The organism is Streptomyces sp. NPDC050085, from assembly GCF_044460595.1.
Lineage (GTDB): Bacteria > Actinomycetota > Actinomycetes > Streptomycetales > Streptomycetaceae > Streptomyces.
Genome location: NZ_JBITJZ010000014.1, coordinates 65,783 through 85,130, shown reverse-complemented (window position 1 = coordinate 85,130; position 19,348 = coordinate 65,783). Strand labels below are relative to the sequence as shown.

The 19,348-nt window shown below is 70.1% G+C and carries 12 protein-coding genes and 1 pseudogene; 5 read left to right on the top strand and 8 right to left on the bottom strand.

Annotation, left to right across the window (positions count from 1 at the left end; all coding sequences use genetic code 11):
* Positions 1–56: 56 nt before the first annotated feature.
* The 3 genes and pseudogenes from ACIBUY_RS35060 to ACIBUY_RS35050 all read right to left on the bottom strand — a co-directional run.
* Positions 57–1,076 (bottom strand): annotated as a pseudogene (locus ACIBUY_RS35060) (glycoside hydrolase family 43 protein); the annotation flags it as partial.
* A 49-nt stretch (positions 1,077–1,125) separates the two neighbouring features.
* Complete coding sequence (locus ACIBUY_RS35055) at positions 1,126–3,432, bottom strand: beta-L-arabinofuranosidase domain-containing protein (protein WP_399154799.1); 2,307 nt, start codon at positions 3,430–3,432, stop codon at positions 1,126–1,128.
* A gap of 96 nt (positions 3,433–3,528) precedes the next feature.
* Positions 3,529–5,607 carry a family 43 glycosylhydrolase gene (locus ACIBUY_RS35050; protein ID WP_399154798.1) on the bottom strand — a complete coding sequence of 693 codons (2,079 nt, stop codon included), beginning with the start codon at positions 5,605–5,607 and terminating at the stop codon, positions 3,529–3,531.
* Positions 5,608–6,325: 718 nt separating this feature from the next.
* On the opposite strand from ACIBUY_RS35050, the gene ACIBUY_RS35045 reads away from it, so the two are divergent.
* Together ACIBUY_RS35045 and ACIBUY_RS35040 are read left to right on the top strand one after the other, a co-directional pair.
* The gene (locus ACIBUY_RS35045) at positions 6,326–8,548 is read left to right on the top strand and encodes an autotransporter (RefSeq protein ID WP_399154797.1); all 2,223 of its coding nucleotides are present in this window, start codon (positions 6,326–6,328) and stop codon (positions 8,546–8,548) included.
* An 87-nt stretch (positions 8,549–8,635) separates the two neighbouring features.
* Positions 8,636–9,838, top strand: coding sequence for an alginate lyase family protein (locus tag ACIBUY_RS35040; RefSeq protein WP_399154796.1), 1,203 nt, complete (start codon positions 8,636–8,638; stop codon positions 9,836–9,838).
* A 13-nt stretch (positions 9,839–9,851) separates the two neighbouring features.
* Here the strand turns inward: ACIBUY_RS35040 and ACIBUY_RS35035 are convergent, their stop codons facing one another.
* Both ACIBUY_RS35035 and ACIBUY_RS35030 read right to left on the bottom strand, forming a co-directional pair.
* On the bottom strand, positions 9,852–11,237 hold the full coding sequence (locus ACIBUY_RS35035) for a uracil-xanthine permease family protein (RefSeq protein ID WP_399154843.1): 1,386 nt from the start codon (positions 11,235–11,237) through the stop codon (positions 9,852–9,854).
* Positions 11,238–11,416: 179 nt separating this feature from the next.
* A complete protein-coding gene (locus ACIBUY_RS35030; RefSeq protein WP_399154795.1) occupies positions 11,417–12,613 on the bottom strand; it encodes a glycoside hydrolase family 6 protein in 1,197 nt (398 codons plus the stop codon).
* A 98-nt stretch (positions 12,614–12,711) separates the two neighbouring features.
* On the opposite strand from ACIBUY_RS35030, the gene ACIBUY_RS35025 reads away from it, so the two are divergent.
* Both ACIBUY_RS35025 and ACIBUY_RS35020 read left to right on the top strand, forming a co-directional pair.
* Positions 12,712–13,425: a DUF5995 family protein gene (locus ACIBUY_RS35025; protein ID WP_399154794.1), complete on the top strand. Its 714-nt coding sequence runs from the start codon at positions 12,712–12,714 to the stop codon at positions 13,423–13,425.
* 101 nt (positions 13,426–13,526) lie between these two features.
* On the top strand, positions 13,527–14,456 hold the full coding sequence (locus tag ACIBUY_RS35020; protein WP_365577578.1) for an LLM class F420-dependent oxidoreductase: 930 nt from the start codon (positions 13,527–13,529) through the stop codon (positions 14,454–14,456).
* 22 nt (positions 14,457–14,478) lie between these two features.
* Here ACIBUY_RS35020 and ACIBUY_RS35015 read toward each other — a convergent pair whose 3' ends face one another.
* The gene (locus tag ACIBUY_RS35015) at positions 14,479–16,197 is read right to left on the bottom strand and encodes an NAD(P)/FAD-dependent oxidoreductase (protein WP_365577581.1); all 1,719 of its coding nucleotides are present in this window, start codon (positions 16,195–16,197) and stop codon (positions 14,479–14,481) included.
* Positions 16,198–16,553: 356 nt separating this feature from the next.
* Here ACIBUY_RS35015 and ACIBUY_RS35010 point away from each other — a divergent pair, with 356 nt between their 5' ends.
* Positions 16,554–17,099 carry a hypothetical protein gene (locus ACIBUY_RS35010; protein WP_399154793.1) on the top strand — a complete coding sequence of 182 codons (546 nt, stop codon included), beginning with the start codon at positions 16,554–16,556 and terminating at the stop codon, positions 17,097–17,099.
* 3 nt (positions 17,100–17,102) lie between these two features.
* On the opposite strand, the gene ACIBUY_RS35005 is transcribed toward ACIBUY_RS35010, so the two are convergent.
* Both ACIBUY_RS35005 and ACIBUY_RS35000 read right to left on the bottom strand, forming a co-directional pair.
* A complete protein-coding gene (locus tag ACIBUY_RS35005; protein ID WP_399154792.1) occupies positions 17,103–17,555 on the bottom strand; it encodes an Lrp/AsnC family transcriptional regulator in 453 nt (150 codons plus the stop codon).
* A gap of 24 nt (positions 17,556–17,579) precedes the next feature.
* The gene (locus ACIBUY_RS35000; RefSeq protein ID WP_399154791.1) at positions 17,580–19,070 is read right to left on the bottom strand and encodes an amino acid permease; all 1,491 of its coding nucleotides are present in this window, start codon (positions 19,068–19,070) and stop codon (positions 17,580–17,582) included.
* Positions 19,071–19,348: the final 278 nt, after the last annotated feature.

The following is a 19,348-nucleotide window of genomic DNA, read 5'->3' as shown; positions in this document are numbered from 1 at the left end:
CTCCTGCTGGCTTCGGCCGCGGGTCAGTTCGTCACGCGGGAGGCAGCCGCTCGGCCGGTGTCGGGCCAGCGGGCGAGGACACGGCTCTCCTCAGCGGCCGTCAGGGACATGATCGAGCCGTGGCGTTTCGGGGTGCCGCCCATGTCGTAGCTCGGCGGATCCTGGAGCCGGTAGGAGCTGACGTCGAACGGGTCGGTCATCAGGATCGGCCTGTATTCGCGTACACCGTTCGGGGCGTTGTAGTCGATGTAGAGGGCCCACTCGTCGCGGTCCTTGAACTTCATCCAGGCCGGGCCCTCGACCACATTGCCGGTGAGACCGATGCTGGAGAGGTCGCCGAGGTCGGTCCACGTCCCCAGGAGCGAGTGGGCGCCCTCGACCGTGTTCCGGCCGTCTCCGGAGACCCGCACGTAGCGGTAGTCGCCGGCGCCCGGGGGCACCTCGGTGATCTGGGTGTCGACGACCGGCGTGGTGCCCGGTGGGTCGATGTAGACCTGCGGGGTGGTGAGGGAGCGGAAGTCCTTGGTGCGGGCGTAGTAGATGCGGTACTTCAGCACGCCGTTCAGCGTCGCGTTCGTCGCCCAGTACAGGACGTAGTCGTTGGTCTCCGGATTCCACATGGCCTCGGGCGCCCAGGCGTTGCGCCCGTCGGGGATCGCGCCCGCGACGTTGAGCAGCCGCGGCTGCGACCAGGTGACCAGGTTCGTCGACTCCCACACGACGAGGCTGGGGCTGCCCTTTTCGTACGTGGAGCCGCAGCGGATGCACAGGTCGGTCGCGATGATCCAGTACCGGCGCCCGTCGGGAGAGCGGATCAGCGCAGGGTCGCGCACCCCGCGCGTTCCCACGGTGGAGCGCAGCACCGGCGCTCCACCGTTGAGGTCGTTCCAGTGCAGGCCGTCCGCGCTGTGCGCGAGGTACAGCGTCTGGCCGGTCGCGGAGTCGCCGGTGAAGTGCACCATCAAGTAGCCGGGTTCGGCGGCGGCGGCTCGCTCGGGCGAGCCGTGAATGTGGAACGTGAAGAGCAGACCGACGGCGACGACGACCGCCGCCAGCCGGGAGAGAAGCGCGGACATGCTCATCTCCTGCCTCGTACAAGGGGAAAGGGGAATGGTGGGGCGGCGCCTAGTTCCGCACGATGCGCCAGCGGTTGTCGGCCGAGCCGTCGTCCGGGGCCTGCACCGCGAACGCGCCCACAGCCGTGGAGTTGCCGGCGATGGCGAGCAGCTTGCCGCTGTGCTCGTTGCGGATCTTGTAGGTGCCGTCTCCCTGGTCGAGCAGCGTCCACCTGTGGTCGGCGGTGCCGTTGTCCGACCACTGCAGGACGGTCGCGTCGTTTGCCGTGGACATGTTCAGGACGCCGAGCACCTTGCCGCTGTGGGCGTTGCGGAAGCGGACCGCGCTACCGTCCGGGACCACTTCCCAGTCATGGTCGGCGGTGCCCGTGTCGCCCCACTGCAGCGCGCGGCCGCCGTCGGCCGTGGACATGTCCTGGATGCCGAGGACCAGACCGCTGCCCGCGTTGGCGAGCCGGACGGTGCCGCTGGTGTTCCAGTACACGGTGTAGTTGTGGCCGTGCGCGTCGTGGAACGGGCCCAGGTTGACGGTGGATCCGTTGGCGGTGGCGGTGAAGGCGAGCGAACCGCTGTCGGTCCGTTTGATGGAGGACGTGTTCAGGGAAGGGAGGGCGCTCAGCGCGACGTCGCCGTAGTCGCCGGACAGGACGACCGGGCCGTGGGTGATCGCCGCGACGTTCGGGTTGTCGTTGGCCGCGCGCATGATGATCCGCATGGGCAGGCGGACGGTGACGGTGTCGCCCGAGGTCCATGAGCGGCTCAGGGTGGCGTAACTGCCGGGGGTGGTGGTGATGGTCTGGGCGACGCCGTTGACGCTGATGGTGGCGCCGGTGGTCCAGCTCGGGATGCGGATGCGCATCGCCCAGGTTCCGCTGACGCTGCCGGTGACCTTCAGGGTCGTGGTGTCGCTGACGGGGTATGCGGTGGTCTGGGTGACCGTGATGCCGCGCTCCGACCAGGTGAGCACCGAGGGCACGAACAGGTTCACGATCAGGGTGTTGTCACGGTGGAAGTAGATGGAGTCCATCAGCCTGGTGTGCATCTCCAGGCCCGTGCCCTGGCAGCACCAGAAGGTGCCGTAGTCGGTGCTCCAGGTGCCTCCGCCCCATGCCGGGCCGACGCCGCGTCGGCCTCCCGGGTTGAGCGGGGTGAAGTAGGTGACGTGGCCGTGGTCGTCGGCCGGGTTCTGCTGGCCGATCATCTGGTTGAGCCAGGCCCGCTCGTAGTAGTCGAACAGTGCGGCCCGGTCCGGGTCCAGCTCGAAGAGTTCCCGGGTGAGGGTGAGCATGTTGACGGTGTTGCAGCTCTCGCAGGTGTCCTTGGCCAGGTAACCGGCGATGGCGTTCGGGGCGCGGAAATGCTCCGCCTGGCTGTTGCCGCCGATGGCATACGTGTGTGTGCCGACGCAGATGTCCCAGGCGTGGGTGGCGATGTCGCGGTAGCGGGTCGTACCGGTGGCCTTGTACTCCCGGGCGGCACCGATCCACTTGGGCACCTGGGTGTTGGCGTGCAGTCCGGCGAGCTGGTCCTGGTTCGCCGCCAGCGGGTCGAACACCGCGGCGTGGTCGAACCGTTGGGCGACGGTGAGCCAGCGCGCGTCGCCCGTCTGCTGGTGGAGATCGGTCAGCACGGCGTTCATGCCGCCGAACTCGGTCCCCAGCATGGCCTGCATCTGCTGGGTGCTCAGCCTGCCGGTGCGCCGGTCGACCCATCCCGCCAGGGCGAGCAGGACGTCCCGCGCCTGCGTACTGCCGAGGTGGCGCCATACGTCGAGGAGGCCGGCGAGGGTTTTGTGGATCGTGTAGTACGGCACGTTGCCGTTGGTCAGGGTCCCCTGCTCGAGGGCGGTGAAGTCGGACTCGGGGTAGCCGGAGAGGTACCCGGCACCGAAACCGGCAGCACTGTTGTTGGCCTGGCACTTGGCCAACTCCGCGACCATGTGCGTCGCCTTGTCCCGGCAGACGCTGTCGCCGGTCACGGCGTACAACTGCGCCCACGCGGTGAGGAAGTGTCCTTGGACGTGGCTGCGGAAAGGGAAGGTCGGCGCGTCCCAACCGCCGTTGGCGGCCGCGCCGTTGGTGGACAGCCGGTGGTTGGCGCGGAAGGTGTACAGCAGCCGGTCGACATCGACGAACCGCAGGTAGTTCCGCGTCCGGTTCTGGTTGTCCAGCCACCGGCTCGCGGTGAGCTGGACCTGGCCGAGCGCGAAGGGCTGCGCCAGGACCCCGACGGCGGCCCGCGGCGAGGAGACCGCTGCGCGGGCGGCGGAAGTGCCGATGGAGGAACCGGTGGCGGAGGCCGCCGCGGTGGCCCCGGCCATGTGCAGGAGGCGCCGTCTGCTGACTGAGGAGGACATCTTGCACCTTTCGGTGACGGGAGCGTGCTTGCCTGGTCGTTGCTGTGCCTGCTCTTCGAGGCCGGTGGGACTCCCCGGCCTCGTCCCACAGGGCCCCTAGCCGGTGACGCGCGGGAAGGCCCATCGCTGGTTGGAGCTGCCGACGTCGCGGTACTGGATCAACGCGGCACCGTCGGCCGTACTGCCTCCCCTGACGTCGAGCACCTTGCCGCTGTTGCGGTTGACCAGGACGAATGCGCCACCGGCCGCCGGGTTCAAGCGCCACTGCTGACTCGTCCGGCCGTCGGCCGTCGCCTGCACGACCGGTGCCCCGTCCGCCAGGGACGATCCCGCCACGTCGAGCACCTTGCCGCTGGGGACACAGGTGAGGGTGTGGTAGCCGTCCCCCGTTGACTGGAAGGTCCAGTGCTGGTTCGATCCGCCGATGTCGGGCCACTGGATCACGGGGGCACCATCGGTGTCGGAGGCGCCGGACACCTCGAGGACTTTGCCGCTGCGTGCACTGACACACGTATGGGCCCTGGTGGGTGCGATGACGTACTGCACCGAGTCGATGTCGACGTAGCCGGTGCCGTTCGGGTTGTGGGTGAACAGGCCGATCCGGTCACCGCGGTAGCCGCCCCAGGTGAGTTGATAGGTGCCACCGAACGTGGTGAAGGTGCTCCCGTCGAGGCTGTAGGAGAACCGGCTGACTCCGTTCACGTCCCAAGTGGTGCGCAGCCACAGGGAGTTCTGGGTCACGACGGGGCCATGGGTCAGGGTGCCGCCGGCGTTGTGCGCGAGCGTGGTGGTGGTCCCGGAGCGCCGGACACCCAACCCGGCGTAGGTGGCGGCGTAGTGGCACAGTCCCGCGTGCTGGCCGTCGGCGAGACCGTCCAGTTCGAGGCGGACGGTCACCCTCGCGCCGCCCGCCGTGCGCAGCACCCGTTGAGTGAGCGTGTTCCCCGCTTTGGTCAGGTTGTCGGCCGCCAGCGGCGCGAACGCCTTCAACCGCAGGTGGCCGGGGCGTTCGGTCAACGACCAGTGGTCCGCGCGTGGTTGGTAGTTCCACTCCCACTGCGGCTTGAGGCGGGTGTCGGTGAAGAGGTCGCTGGTCACGACGGCGGGCAGCGCGTCGACGGGCAGCCCCGGCGCGCCCCCCGCGGGCACCTGGCCCGTCCAGACCATGGAGCCGATGCCGTCCGCGCCCACCGCGCCCAGGATCGGCCAGCCGTCCACCCAGGTCACCGGCAGCAGGGACAACGGACGCCCCTCCCAGTCGCCGTGGCCGTGATGGGTCACGAAGTACCAGGAGCCGTCCGGAGTCTGCACCAGACCGCCCTGGTTGGGCTCGCGGTCCACCGAGGCGTCGACGTGCTCCAACTGCCGCGTCTCGAACGGGCCGTAGAGGCTGGGGCCGCGGTTCATCATGAGCACACGGCCCTCCGGCTTCACCTCGCTGTAGAGGTGGTAGTAGAGACCGTTGATCTTGTACAGCTTGTTGGCCTCGCTGCCCGGCGACCGGTGGATGACCGTGGACGGGCCGACCAGCGACTTCCCGTCCGCGGACAGCTTGAACAGGTGGATCTTGTAGCTGTCGGCGTAGTGCGTGGCGACCAGGTAGCCCTGGCCGTCGTCGTCCCAGAACGGGCACGGGTCGTCCCAGCCCGAGGTCCGCCACACCGCTGTCAACGGCTCCCAGGGCCCGGCCGGTGACGGGGCCGACGTCATGAAGAAGCCTTCGTCGGGGGTGTTGAAGTACACCCGGTACCGCCCCGCGTGGTGGCGGATGGCCCCGGCCCACACCCCGCGGCCGTAGCGGTTCATGCGGTCCCAGTTCAACTCGGGCCCGACGGCGGTGAGTTCGTCGACCGCGCCGCCGAGCGTCCGCCAGTTGACCAGGTCCTTCGAGTGCAGGACGGCCACGCCGGGCGCGTACCCGAACGTGCTGGTGATGCCGTAGTAGTCGGCGCCGACCCGGATGCAGTCCCAGTCGCTGAAGTCGCCCGGGAGGACGGGGTTGGCGTAGCTGCCGTCGCCCTGGTCGCCCCACGTCCCGGGGGGAGGTGCGGCTGCCGCCACCGCCCTGCTGGACGGCATCGGGCCAGGCAGGAGGAGGGACCCGGTGCCGACCGCGGCGAGTCGGGCGAGCTGTCGTCTGCTGATGTCCACGACCTGTCCTTCGTCGGAAGTCATCGTGTGGGGGCCGTTCTTCGACGCGGAACGCGCAGCGTGCGCAGATGCCGGGAGCGGTCGCTCCGGCACTGCCGTTGACCGATATTTCGAACAGCGATCGGCTTGTCGGACGTGGTCGGCGCCGAACGTAAACGTGGTCAAGGCCGGAAGTCAACGCCTGTCACAGGGCGGCTTCTTCGTCCGCACGCCAACAGGAAGCGCGCCGGAGGAAATCCGTCGGAAACATTGACGGAACCACGACTCGAACCTATTTTTTGCGCGCAGCGCGGCACCCGGCGTCGCCCGCACACCGCGCGGCACGCCTACACCTGCCGCAACGTCGACCTGCCGCCGGGACCGTCCGGATCGAGAACGCCGACGCCCTGCATCGTGGACGCCCAGGGAAACACGCCCCCCGCGTCGAAGTCGCTCCTACACCGAGAGACCGGCTCCGCAGTGCCACGGCCCGCCACGAAATCGGCACCAACTACGCCAAAAAAGACGGGAAGTTCACGAACACCACACGCATTGACCCCCACCTCCCCCGGTGCCACAATCGGGGGCTTCGACCAGCCATACAGCGTCCGGTATTTCGAACCCATGGGTGTCGTGTCTGCGCACGCGCACGGCCAAGGGCAAAGCCCGGCCGAGCGGGGCTCCTCGCCCGAGCGGCGCGGAACACCGGAAACAGCTGGTCCCTTGGTCACCCCCCCCCACCCCGCTCACCGGAGTCACGTCCATGCTCATCCCCCCACGTCGCCCGCCCACTGCCGAGGAACCCGCCGGTCGCCGCTTCTCCCGCCGCGCCGCGCCGTCGGCCATCCTGGGGATCCTGGCCTCGCTGACGCCGTGGCACAGCGCGTACGCGGCGGGCGGCAGCGGCGACATCACCGCCGAGATCCTGGCGGGCCGGGACGTGACGCTGACCGGGGACGCCACGGTGCGTGTGCCGCCGGGCACCACCACGTACGAGGGTGTCATCGGCGGCGAGGGCACGCTGCGGATCGGCGGCAGCGGCACCCTGATCCTCACCAGGGACAGTGACTTCACCCTGCCCTCAGCGCGGCGGCGGCAGTCGGTGCAGGTCCAGGGCGGGAACCATCCGTACGTCACCGTCAGCCGTCCCGACCCGCCCGCCATCACTGTCGAGCGGGGTGCCACGCTGCAGTACGGGACGGGCGGCGGCACCGGACTGATCGGCCACTTCCCGTACAACACCCCTGGCTTCGCACTCAATCAGGACAACATCCGTGTCGACGGCACCCTGCGTCTGTCGCTGACGCGGACCTTCAACCTGGGCACCCTCAGCGGCGCGGGCCTGATCACCCAGCCCCGCGGCATGTGGGGCAAGCTCCAGCTCGCCGGGACCCATCCGTTCTCCGGCGTGATCGACAACGGTACGCAGATGGACGCCGGAGCACCCGAGTTCCCGGTGTCGCTGCCGAACGCGCGCGCCGTCCTCAACCAGGGCACCTGGACCGTCGACACCCCGCTGAACCACACCGTCACCCTGCGCCAGAACTTCTACCAGCGCGAGTACGGCAGCGACATCAACGTCCAGTCCCGGCCCGGCAGCAAGGTGATCCTGACGGGCCAGTACAGCCACACCGACCGGGGCGGCGACACCGACCCCGGCCTCAGCGACCCGGGCATCAACTGGCGTCCGGTACCGAAGAACGTGAACAAGCGCGGCACCAACATCAAGGGCGCGAACGTCCAGTGGGGAGACGGCACCACCGACAGGATCTTCATGCCCGGCACCGCGCAGACCGTGTACATCAACCTGCTGGCGGCCAGGGCCCGCTCCACGCTCGCCTTCGCCTACAACGGCCCGGTGACGCTCGGCGCCCCGATCGGCGGTGGCAGGTTCCACGACACACTCTCCGCCCCGGGCCAGGGCGACATCGTCATCAAGGGCGTACGCGGAAACGACGTCACCTTCGCGGCCGCCCAGTACTACAACGGCTCCACGACGATCGAGAAGGGCGCAACCCTCCGACTCGGCAGCGGGAAGGAGGGCGAGGACGGCGCTCTGCTGACGGACACGCCCCTGTACCGGGTCGTCGACAACGGCTCCCTGATGTCCCAGAACGCCGCCAAGGCCCTTTCCCTGTCGAAGATCAGCGGCCGAGGCTCCTTCACCCAGGCCGGAGCGGCCACCACCACACTGACCGGAACGCTCTCCTACACCGGGCCGACCAAGGTCACCAAGGGCACCCTCGCCGTCACCGGCCCCGGAAGCACCTTGAAGTCGAGCAGTGCGGTCCTGCTGACCGCGGCAGGCACCGCGCTGGACCTCACCGGGGCCGGGGACCAGACACTGCGGAACGTAGGACTGGTGAAGGGTGCCACCATCCGTTACGGGAACAAGGCGACGCTGACCGTTTCCGGCACCGCCGCAGCCGGCGACCTCTCGGGCTCCTTCCAGGGCGGCGAGTTGCGGGCCACCGGAAGCATGGAAGGGGCCTTCACCGTCAAGGGCGACTACACCCAGACCCGCGAGGCGCGGCTCACCGCCCGAGCCGACGGCAAGCCGCTCCACGTCACCGGAAAGGTGACACTCGGCGGACGCCTGCTCATCGACCCGAAGGCGAAGCCGCCCACCGGCGGCACCGAGACCGTACTCGTCTCCAACTCCGGCTCCGACAAGATCTCCGGCACGTTCACCGGACTCGAAGAAGGCACGGAGCTCACCGTGCACGGCACCGAGTACGCCCTCACGTACAAGGGCGGTGACGGCAACGACGTGGCCCTGTCCCGCGCCAAGTCCTCCGGGACACCCGCCGGCGCCGCCGAGGGAGCACCTCGCACCACCGGCAACTCCGGCAGCTCCTCAGGAGGCACGTCCTTCCCCTGGCTCACCACCGCCCTGGCCTCCACCCTCGTCCTCGCGGCGCTCGCCCTGCGTTTCGCCGTCCGCCGCCACCGGGGCCGTCCTCGCGGCAGCCACCGGGCCCCCTGACAGCCGGGCCACGGGTCTCCCCCACGACCCCTTTCCCTGAGCCCGGACACCAGCACCCTCCACCCCCACACACATAGGAGGCGTTACATGGGCCACCACAACACACACCGCGTGAGCCGCCGCAGGATCCTGCAGATGGCCGGAGGTCTGGCGGCGGCCGGGGCCGTGGGCGGCGGGGTCGCCGCGTACGCCGCGCCGGACACCTTCACGCATCCCGGGATGCTGCACAACGAGGGCGATCTGAACCGTGCCCGCGTCCGGGTGGCCGCGGGCGACGACCCGTGGCTGGCCGGCTGGAACCGGCTGACCGCCAACGCGCACTCCGCGTCGGGCTGGGTACCCAACCCCCAGGAGACGATCATCCGCGGCGGCAGCGAAGGGCAGAACTACGGGATCCTCTACAACGACATCCACGCGGCGTATCAGAACGCGCTGCGCTGGAAGATCACCGGCGACACCGCCCACGCCGACACCGCACGGGACATCTGCAACGCCTGGTCCACGACCCTGAAGACCATCGATCCCACCTACTCGGACTCACGGCTCGCGTCGGGCATCTACGGCTACCAGTTCGCCAACGCGGCCGAACTCATCCGCGACTACGAGGGGTTCGACCTGCCACGTTTCCAGACCCTGATGAAGGAGGTCTTCTACCCGCTGAACAGCGACTTCCTCGTCCGGCACAACGGCACCTGCGACACCCACTACTGGGCCAACTGGGACCTGTGCAACATGGCCTCGATCCTCGCCATCGGGATCCTCTGCGACGACAAGGCGAAGTTCGACGAGGCGGTGAACTACTTCCAGAGCGGCAAGGGCACCGGCGCGCTCAAGAACGCGGTCCCCTTCGTGTACGCCGACGCGGGCCTGGCCCAGTGGCAGGAGTCCGGCCGCGACCAGGGCCACACCATCATGGGCATCGGCCTGATGGGCGCGATCTGCGAGATGGCCTGGAACCAGGGCGTCGACCTCTACGGCGCGGACGGCAACCGGTTCATGAAGGCCGCCCAGTACGTGGCCGAGTACAACCTCGGCCAGGACGTCCCGTACACCACCTACAACAACTGCGACAACGTGAACCAGACCGTCATCGGCTCCGGCAGCCGCGGCCAGGAGCGCCCGGTGTGGGACATCCTCCACTACCACTACAACCGGCGCCGCGGACTGTCCGTTCCGTACATCACCGCGATGGCCGAGAAGGTCCGCCCCGAGGGTGGCGGCGGAGACTACGGCCCCAACAGCGGCGGCTACGACCAGCTCGGCTTCGGCACCCTGCTGTACGCGAAGTAGCCGGCTGCCGTGGTCACGGGGCGGGTGTGGTCTCGACGTCGTAGTCGGTGGTACCGCCGTCCAGGAGCGGCGGCTGGGATGTGCCCGCGGCCCGGGAGAGCCACCGCAGGGCGTGGTACCCGGTGAGGACGATCAGAGTGCCCAGGGCAATGCCGGACAGTTCGAAGTTGTCGGTGAACTTCAGCGAGACCCCGCCGATGCCGACGATGACGCCGGCCGCGGCCGGGACGAGATTGAGGGGCTGGGTGAAGTCGACCTTGTTGCGGATCCAGATCTGCGCGCCCAGGAGCCCGATCATGCCGTACAGGATCACCGTGATCCCGCCGAGCACCCCGCCCGGGATCGCGGCCACCAGCGCGCCGAACTTCGGACACAGCCCGAACAGCAGCGCGAACCAGGCTGCCGCCGTGTACGCGGCCGTGGAGTAGACGCGGGTCGCGGCCATCACCCCGATGTTCTCCGCATAGGTGGTGGTCGCCGGCCCGCCCACCGCAGTCGACAGCACCGTCGCCGCGCCGTCCGCCACGATCGCCCTGCCCATCTGGTCATCCAGCGCATCGCCCGTCATCTCCCCCACCGCCTTGACGTGCCCGGCGTTCTCGGCGATCAACGCCACCAGCACCGGGAGGGCGACCAGGACCGCCGAGGCGGAGAAGTTCGGGGCGTGCAGGGACGGGAAGCCGATCCAATCGGCGGCCGAGACGCCGGAGAAGTCGATCCGCCGGTGCTCGGTGACCTTTCCCGCCCCGTTCGCGGAATGGATCATCCCGGCTGTGTGGTCCAGGACCCAGGACAGCACATAGCCGAAGAGCAGCCCCAGGAAGATCGCGATGCGGGACCAGAAGCCGCGCAGGACCACCAGCGCGAGGCCGGTGAACAGCATCACCGCCAGCGCCGTCCACTGATCCTGCGGCCAGTACGTGGACGCGGTCACCGGTGCCAGGTTGAAGCCGATCAGCATCACCACCGCTCCGGTCACCGCCGGCGGCAGCACCGCGTGAATGACCCGCGCGCCCAGCACATGAATGGCCAGCCCGCAGCCCGCCAGGCAGGCGCCGACCACCAGCATCGCCCCGGTCAGCGTGCCCGCGTCCCCGCCCTGCGAGGCGATGACCGCCGAGACTCCGACGAAGGACAGTGACGATCCCAGATAGGACGGGATACGGCCCCGCGTCACCAGCAGGAAGAGGATCGTCGCGACGCCGGAGGCCATCAGCGCCAGGCTCGGGTCCAAGCCCATCAAGACCGGGGCCACGAAGCATGCGCCGATCATCGACACCACATGCTGTGCGCCCAGACCGATCGTGCGCGGCCAGCTCAACCGCTCCGACGGCCTGACCACCTCCCCCGGCCTCAGGTCCCTGCCGTCACCGTGCAGCGTCCACCCGAATCTCGCCATGCCCATGCCTCTCGCTCCGGTACGCCCCGCGCACCGCAGAGCCGACGTGATCTTCAGTTGAACACCCCCGCCGGGGCAAGCCGAGCCCAGGAGGGTATCCGAGTGGATTCGGGCACGTCGGCGTACGACCAGTCCGGGAAGAACGAGGACGAGGACGAGGCCGAGGACGAGGACGAGGATCAGTCGGCCAACTCATACGCGTAGTCGGGGGTGAACGTCCCCGGCGAGCCCTTGCAGCCGTCGGACTCCCCCGGCAGTTTCACCCACAGGTAGGCGTCGATCCCGGCCTCACCGGTCCGCAGGGTCGGCGCCTGCCCCAGTTTCCGGCCGTCGGGGTCGCACCAGGCGCCGTCCGCCGGGGCTCCGTTGCCGTTGCGGCTGGTGTCGATGACGGCGCCGAGACCGCTCGCTCCGCCCATCGCGGCGAGGACCCTGCGGGCGTACGCGATCTCGTCCGAGGTCCGGTTGAAGTTCGAGACGTTGGTGAAGATGCCGTCGGAGGACGCGGCCGACGCCGCACCCGCCGCGCGCAGCCGGGCGGCCTGCGTCCCGGCCGGGTTCCAGTCGGAGTGCCCGGCGTCGTAGTACACGCGCGCCCGCGGGTTCGCGGCCTTCAGGACGCGGCCCGCGCGGGCCAACGCCGCGTACCTGTCCGCCCGTTGGCCCTCGCTCAGGCACTCCGTCTGCGACAGCGCGTCGGGCTCCAGGACCACGATCACCTCGCGCGAGCCCAGCCCCGCGGCGAACCGGTCGATCCAGTCGCCGTACGCCCCGACGTCCGGGGCCCCGCCGCTCGAGGCGCCGCCGCAGTCGCGCTCGGGTATCGCGTACGGCACGACCACCGGCACCTGCCCGGACCGCGCCGCGCCCGACGTCACGGCGCGCACCCGGGACGTGATCGTGTCCGGCGTGAAGTCGGCGAACCACACGGCGGCGGGCCGGTCCGCGATCCGGGCCTCGATCAGGGGGCGCCGCGGATCGGAGCGATGGGCCCGCACCCAGTCGAGGACCTGCGAGTCGGCGTGCCGGTACAGGCCGGTCGGCGCGGGGGCTGCCGGAGCCTCGCTCGACGGCTTGGGCTTGGCAGGAGAGGACTTCCGCTCCGCGGGCTTCGGTGAACTGTGCGCAGGAGAGGGCGAGTTCGTGTGCGCGCTCGGGCTCGGCACCGCGGGCAGCGGCCGCAGACTCGGCGCCCCGCTCACGGTGGGCCGCGCCTCGTCGCCGCCGTCAGGACCGCTGTCGTGTGCGGACACCAGGCCCGCGACGGTCCCCACGGCCACCACGGCCGAGGCCGCCGCGACCAGCACGCCGCGCCCCGCCGCCCGTCGCCGCGCCCTGCGCCGCTCGGCGAGCCGCCGCGCGCGTAACCCCGACACCGCGCCCTCCCCCTCGTATCCGTCGGCCGTTCGCTCGTTCTGGGGAAGCCCCCGGCCAGCCGACGCCCGCGTCAGCCTACGACTGGGACCCTTCGTCCATGGCGCAGTTGGAACGGATCGCAGTGACCCACGTCCCCGCCCAGGGGGTCGCCCCGGTGCTCGCACGGATGCGCGCGCTCGCCGCGGAGCTGCCGCCGCGGGACGGTGTGGCGGTCTTCAACCGGGTCTATCTGTCCGTCACGGAAGCGGTCGACCGGGCCATCGGGTCGGGCGCCGCAGCGGGCTTCGGGGACCGGAGAGCCGCGATCACGCTGGACGTCCGCTTCGCCGAGCGCTATCTCACGGCCGTCGACGCGGCGGCGCGCGGGGTCCGCGGCCCCGCCTGCTGGCGCCCGCTGCTGCAGTTCCGCCGCCATCCCGGCGTACGTCCGCTGCAGTTCGCGCTCGCGGGCATCAATGCGCACATCGGCCACGATCTGGCGCTGGCCGTCGTGGACTCCTGTCGTACGCTCGACTGCGAACCCGGCGCCCTGGAGGACGAGTTCGACCGCGTGGGCGACCTCCTCGTCGCGCTGGAGGAGCACATCCGCGAAGAGCTGATGCCGGGTCCCGATCTCCTCCAGGTCGCCGATCCGCTCACCCATCTGCTCGGCTCCTGGAGCCTCGAGCGGGCGCGCGACGGGGCGTGGGCGGCGGCCCGGACCCTGTGGGCGCTGCGCGAACTGCCGGGCATGGCGGCCGAGTTCGCACACCGCCTCGACACCTCGGTGGGCCTGGTGGGCCGCATACTGCTCACCCCGCTCCCCGACTGAATCCGGCCACCTGTGCCCCGGAACTCCCGTGCGATCTCTGTACGTTGAAAGGCGTGCGACACCCGATACGCACCGATACGCACGCGACGAAGGAGCACCGCATGGCGACCCGACTGGGCCTGAGCCTGCCGCAGATGAAGCAGTACGACATAGGCCGCGACATCCCCGACGTGGCGCGTGCCGCGGAAGCGGTGGGGTTCGAGAGCCTGTGGGTCTTCGAGCGGATCCTGTTCCCCGAGCCCGCCACACAGGGCCTTTACGGGATCCCGGGGCTGCCCTGGCCCGAGCAGTACCGCTCGGTCGCGGACCCGCTGGTGTCGCTCACGCTCGCCGCGGCTGCCACGTCCCGCGCCCGGCTCGGCACCAGCGTGCTCGTGGCACCGCTGCACGTCCCGTTCCAACTGGCGCGCTCTCTCGCCTCGTTGGACGCGGCGAGCGGCGGCCGCGTCGTCGCCGGCCTCGGCACGGGCTGGTCGCACGACGAGTACGCGGCGGCGGCCGTGGCCCCCTTCGAGCGGCGCGGCAAGGTCCTGGACGAGCTGATCGACGTGTGCCGTGCGGTGTGGGGCCCGGACCCGGTCGCGTACGAGGGCGAGCTGACCACGATCGCCCCGTCCGAGGTGGGCCCGAAGCCGGCCGGGCCGATCCCGATCCTGCTCCCGGCGAACAGCCCGAAGGCGCTGCGCCGCCTGGTCGACCGGGCGGACGGCTGGATGCCCGTCGGCATGGGAGCCGAGCAGCTCAAGCAGCAGTGGGCGGACCTGCAGGCCCTGGCCGAGGAGCGGGGCCGCACGGCACCGCTGCAGAGCGTGCTGCGGGTGAACACGGTCTATACGCGGGACACGTACACCGGCGACGACCGCAAGCCGTTCCAGGGCAGCGTCGACCAGATCGTCGAGGACCTGGTCGCACACGACGAGGTGGGCCTGGAGGAGATCCTCATCGACCTCCAGGGCCTGGTCCGTGACGCGCAGGAGCTCAAGGACGTGGCATCGGAGGTCTACGAGAAGGCGCGGGCCGCGGGCGTCTAGCGCTCCGCGGCCCCAACTGCCTCTAGTCCTCGGGCAGTTCGACCGGCGCGATCGACTCGTACAGGTCCCCGGGACCCGGGTTGGTCGCGTCGGTGGCCCCGCCCAGGTGGTGCATGACGCCCCACACCGCGTTCAGCGCGGTCTGTACGGCGCCCTCGGCCCAGCCCGCCGTCCAGGAGATGTCGTCACCGGCGAGGAAGATGCCGCGCCGGTCCTCGGGCAGGCCCTCCTGCATGAAGTGGGTGAACAGGCGCCGCTGGTAGCGGTAGTGGCCGGGCAGGTTCGCCTTGAAGGCGCCCATGAAGTACGGCTCGTTCTCCCAGGACACGGTCACCGGATTGCCGATGATGTGCTTGCGGATGTCGACCTTGGGATAGATCTCGCCGAGCGACTTCAGCATGACTTCGAGCCGCTCGTTCGCGGACAGCGGCAGCCACTTCAGGCTGTCGTCGCACCACGTGTAGGAGAGGCAGATGACGGCGGGCTTGTCGGGCCCGTCGTCGAGCAGGTACGTGCCGCGCGTCATCCGGTCGGTGAGCGTCATCGACATGACGTCGCGGCCGGTCGGGTTTCCCTTGTCGTCGACGGCCTTGTCGAGCCAGAACGGCCGGTCCACCGGCACGAACAGCTTGCTGGACTCCATGTAGTGCGTGCGCTCGATCGCCGTCCAGTGGTCGATCGGGAACAGCGCGTCGTCGCACGCCACCTTCGACAGCAGCATCCAGGACTGGGCGGTGAAGATCGCCGCCTTGTAGGTGCGGATGTCGCCGGACGCGTCGGTGACGGTGATGTGGTTCCCGGCGGTGCGCGCCAGCCGGGTCACGGCCGGGCGCGGCGTGCCGTCCGTGTGCAGCGACGCGAGCGAGGTGCCCTGCGCCCAGTGCACGATCTTCTGCGGCTCGCGCTCCCACAGCCGCACCGGCAGCTGCTGGGAGCCGCCGACGATGCCGCGGTGGTGGTCGTCGGCCTCGGTGTAGACGACGCGCAGGATCTCCAGGATGGAGTTGGGGAAGTCGGTGTCCCAGCCGCCCGTGCCGAACCCGACCTGCCCGAAGATCTCCCGGTGCCGGAACGACTTGAACGCCTCGGACTCGCACAGGAACCCGTAGAAGGTCTGGTTGTCGAGCTTCTCCACGAGCTTCGACCAGATCTCGCGGATGCGCGGCACGTCCCGCTCGCGCATCGCCTGGTTCATGTCGGAGAAGTCGGCGCCCTCGTCGAGGCACTTGTTCCACGCGGCGGCGACGTCGCGGTACACCTGCGGCAGGTCGTCGATCGTCTCGGCGTAGTGGCTCTCGCCCTTGAGGTCGACGACGGTCGACGGGGTCGCGGGCGACAGCGGGTTCGGGAAGGCCCGGGTCTCGAGCCCGACCAGGTCGATGTAGTGCTGCAGCGCCGTCGAGGACGGCGGGAAGCGCATCGCGCCCATCTCCGCGGTCAGCCCGGCCGCGTCCGGCGGCGTCCCCTCGAACCCGACCGTGCGCAGCCGGCCGCCGATCTCGTCGGCCTCGTACACGACGGGCTTGAGGCCCATCTTCATCAGCTCGTACGCGGCGACGATCCCGGAGAGTCCCCCGCCGATGACCGCGATCTCGGTCCCGTGCTCGGTCGCCGGTATCTGCCCCAGGCCCGCCGGGTGCGCGAGGAAGTCGTCGTACGCGTACGGGAAGTCCGGTCCGAACATGGTGATCGGCGGCTGGGCGTCGGTGTGCTGGACGGCGGTGGGCACCGTGGACGTCATGGGGTGCGAACTCCTTGCGGATACAGCCCGGTCGAGGCAGGGGGCAGCTCGGGAAGAGCAGCGGGGCAAGAGGGGAGGGGGTCCACAAGGACCGCTACGACGGTACGTTTCCGCAGGTCGGCGGGACAAGACGGGACTGTTGCGTCTGGTCGTGCGATCCGTTGCGCAGCGGGGACCTGTTCCGGCGATTCGTTGCGCGCCCGGGTGACCCCGTGGTCGCAGTCCGTACGGACCTGCCTCCCCCGCGCGGCGGAGGCAGGTCCCGACCGGGGCAGGACGTGCCTGAGGTCACCGTCGCGGGATCGTGATCACGCCCGGACGGACCGGGCGGCACGGCGCACACCAAGGGGATCCCCATGGCTCACCTCAACATCCGCATCATGGCTGCCGCGGCGGCGGTCCTGATCCTCGCGACCGGCGGTACGGCGGCGGCCACCGCCGACCACGGCCACCGGCCGGCGCCCCGCGAGGCGGCGGCGCTGACCGGTTCGGCCAAGCTGTACCGGCCGCTGGGCGACGACATCACGTTCACGTTCGACGCGCATCTGGCGATGAAGAACACCATGGAGCCGGAGAAGGCGTACGGCACCTTCTCCTTCAGCCACTACCTCGGCGGCAAGGGCGGCTGGGCGAAGGGGAAGGTCGACTGCCTGGTGACGGGCGGGAGGACGGCGGTGCTGACGGGCATCGTCACGGACTCGGACACCCCGTTCAAGGGCAAGCGGGTCGGCATCACCGTCACCGACGACGGGAAGCACGACCGGCTCGGCTACAGCTGGGCCACTCCGGACGAGGACGTGCCGGTCCCCCGGTGCCTGAGCGGCGCGCCCTTCGAGACGGTCAAGAAGGGCAGCGGCGACTTCACGGTGCTGCCGTGGCAGCCGGTGTTCCCCACGGAGTAGGGGTTATGCGGGCGAGCCGGACGTGAAGCGGCGCATCAGCGGGGAGAGCACGAGCACCGACTTGGTCCGCTCGACGAACGGCTCCCCCGCGATCCGCTCCAGGACCCGCTCGAAGTGCCGCATGTCGGAGGCGAAGACCTGGACGAGCGCGTCCGCCTCACCGGTGACGGTGGAGGCGGCCGCGACCTCGGGGTAGCGCTCCAGGCCTCGCCGGATCGCGTCCGGCGAGGTGTTGCGGCGGCAGTAGATCTCGATGAACCCCTCGGTCTCCCAGCCGAGCGCGGCCGGGTCGACCCGCACGGTGAACCCGGTGATCGCCCCGGTGGCCCGCAGCCGGTCGACGCGCCGCTTCACGGCGGGCGCGGACAGGCCGACGAGCTGGCCGATGTCGGCGTAGGAGCGGCGGGCGTCCTCGGCGAGGGCGTGCACGATGCTTTCGTCGAGTTCGTTCAGCACGGCAGGAGGTTCACTTTTCTGCGTCTACGAAGACGCCGTCGAGGCGTCGTCGAGGGCGTCTTCACGGGCCAGTCGGGAGCGACGCATCCCGTAACAGAAGTAGATCACGAGCCCGACGGCCATCCAGACTCCGAAGACCGTCCAGGTGATCGCGGACAGGCTGCCCATCATCCAGACGCACAGCGCGAACCCGATCACCGGCAGCACCGGGGACAGCGGCACCCGGAAGGTGCGCGGCATGTCGGGCCGCCTGCGGCGCAGCACGATCACGGCGATGTTGACCAGGGCGAACGCGAAGAGCGTGCCGATGCTGGTGGCGTCGGCGAGCTGGCCGAGCGGGATCGCGGCGGCGAGCACCCCGCAGAACAGGGAGACGAGGACCGTGTTGGCGCGCGGCGTCCCGGTCTTCGGGTGGACCTTCGCGAAGGTCTTGGGCACGAGTCCGTCCCTGGCCATCGCGAACAGGATGCGGGTCTGCCCGTAGAGCACCGTGAGCACGACCGACGCGATGGCGATGACGGCGCCCGCGGCGAGCACCGTCCCCCACACGGACTGGCCCGTGACGTCCTTCATGATCCCGGCGAGGGCGGCCTCGGAGTCGCTGAACTGCTTCCAGGGCCGCGCCCCGACGGCGACCGCGGCGACGAGGACGTACAGCGCGGTGACGATGACGAGGGAGAGCATGATGGCGCGCGGCAGGTCGCGCTGTGCGTTCTTCGCCTCCTCACCGGCGGTGGAGGCGGCGTCGAATCCGATGTACGAGAAGAAGAGGGTGGCCCCGGCGGCGCTCACGCCCGCCATGCCGAGCGGCATGAAGTGCTCGTAGTTGCCGGACTGGAAGCCCTTGATGCCGATGGCGCAGAAGAGCAGCAGCGAGGCGATCTTCACCACGACCATGATCGTGTTGGCGCGGGCCGACTCACGGGCGCCGCCGAGCAGGAACACCATGGCGAGCAGCACCACGATCAGCGCGGGCAGGTTGAAGATGCCGCCGTCGCCGGGCGGCGCGGAGAGCGCGTCCGGGATGGTGACGCCGATGGTGCCGTCGAGCAGCTCGTTGAGGTACTCGCCCCAGCCGACGGCGACGGCCGCGACGGAGACCCCGTACTCGAGGACCAGGCACCAGCCGCAGACCCAGGCGATCAACTCACCCATCGTTGCGTATGCGTACGAGTAGGAGGACCCGGCGACGGGGATGGTGCCGGCCAGCTCGGCGTACGAGAGGGCCGAGAAGAGGGCCGTCAGACCGGCGATCACGAACGACAGCGTGACGGCGGGACCCGCCTTGGGCACGGCCTCGCCGAGGACCACGAAGATGCCGGTGCCGAGCGTCGCACCGATGCTGATCATGGTCAGCTGCCAGAGCCCGAGCGAGCGCCGCAGTGAGCCGCCCTCGCCCTGGCCGCCCTCCGCGACCAGGCGTTCCACCGGCTTGCGCCGCATGAGTTTGGCGCCGAGGCCCGTGGGGGCACTCTCGGCCGGGGTGGTGCGCGGGGGTGCGCCGTGATCGAGCACGGGCTGGCTCCTTCATCGCTGCCGGTCGGGCGGCGAGAAACGCGACAGCCCCCACCCTGACCGGGGACCGCCGTGCAGGCCGTCCCCCGCCACGCCACGTACAGCGGATGACTCTAGAGGACGTACGTTCCCGGCTGTAATGCAGCAACCTTGCGCACCCTCGCAAGATCGTTGCGCATACGCCGGGGGGACAGGTGTTCATTGCGTCGCTCGTTCCGCTTGATGCGTGCGGTGTGTTCGGGACCACACCGCATGCACGGGAGTGAAGCCGCGCGACA